General features: G+C 43.2%; 1 protein-coding gene. It reads left to right on the forward strand.

What is annotated here, in order from left to right:
- On the forward strand, positions 1 to 515 hold a 515-nt coding region (locus tag DXD92_RS08170), incomplete at its 5' end, for a tail fiber domain-containing protein (RefSeq protein WP_207665705.1).
- Between the last annotated feature and the right edge of the window lie 156 nt (positions 516 to 671).

Consider the following 671-nt stretch of genomic DNA (forward strand, 5'->3'; position numbering starts at 1 on the left):
GAGTGTATACTGGAGCGTTCGCACCGACCAAGGCGTACTCCGAAAAGATTATGTTAGGAGATAGTGGAAGAGTATGGGAGCGTTTGATTGTTAAAAACTCCCCACAGGTCACGTCCGATCGCCGCGCCAAAACAAACATATTTCCACTCGGTGAGAGCAAGATCAATAAGACGGACATTCATTCAGAGCTGTTCGATCGCTTAAAACCAGTTCAGTATCGGATGATTGACGGTGATGGGCGCATTTGTTATGGATTCGTCGCACAGGATGTCGTAGAAGCCATGCGAGAACTCGGAATCCGAGAAGACGAGCTGGATCTGGTACACCACGACAGGAAGAACACTGAGGATAGCTATATTGATACTTATAGTATGGTATATACTAATTTGATTGCGATAATAACGCATGAGCTTCAACTCGAAAAGCAAAGAAGATCGAACCTTGAAGTAGAGGTTGCGGATCTAAGAAGTGAACTTGAATCCATGAGAGATAATATCTCTGGAGATACAAATTAATTTTTAGGAGGACAAAAATATGGCAGTATCAGCAACTTACACAAAGGACATTCATTATTCTGGAATCATCACAGTTGACGGCGAGACCGTTGTGTCTATGGACGCCAATATGGATGCAAAACATCCGGATGTTCCAATCATCAATCGCTACATCAA

Source organism: Blautia sp. TM10-2, from assembly GCF_003480845.1.
GTDB classification, from domain to species: Bacteria; Bacillota; Clostridia; order Lachnospirales; family Lachnospiraceae; genus Fusicatenibacter; species Fusicatenibacter saccharivorans.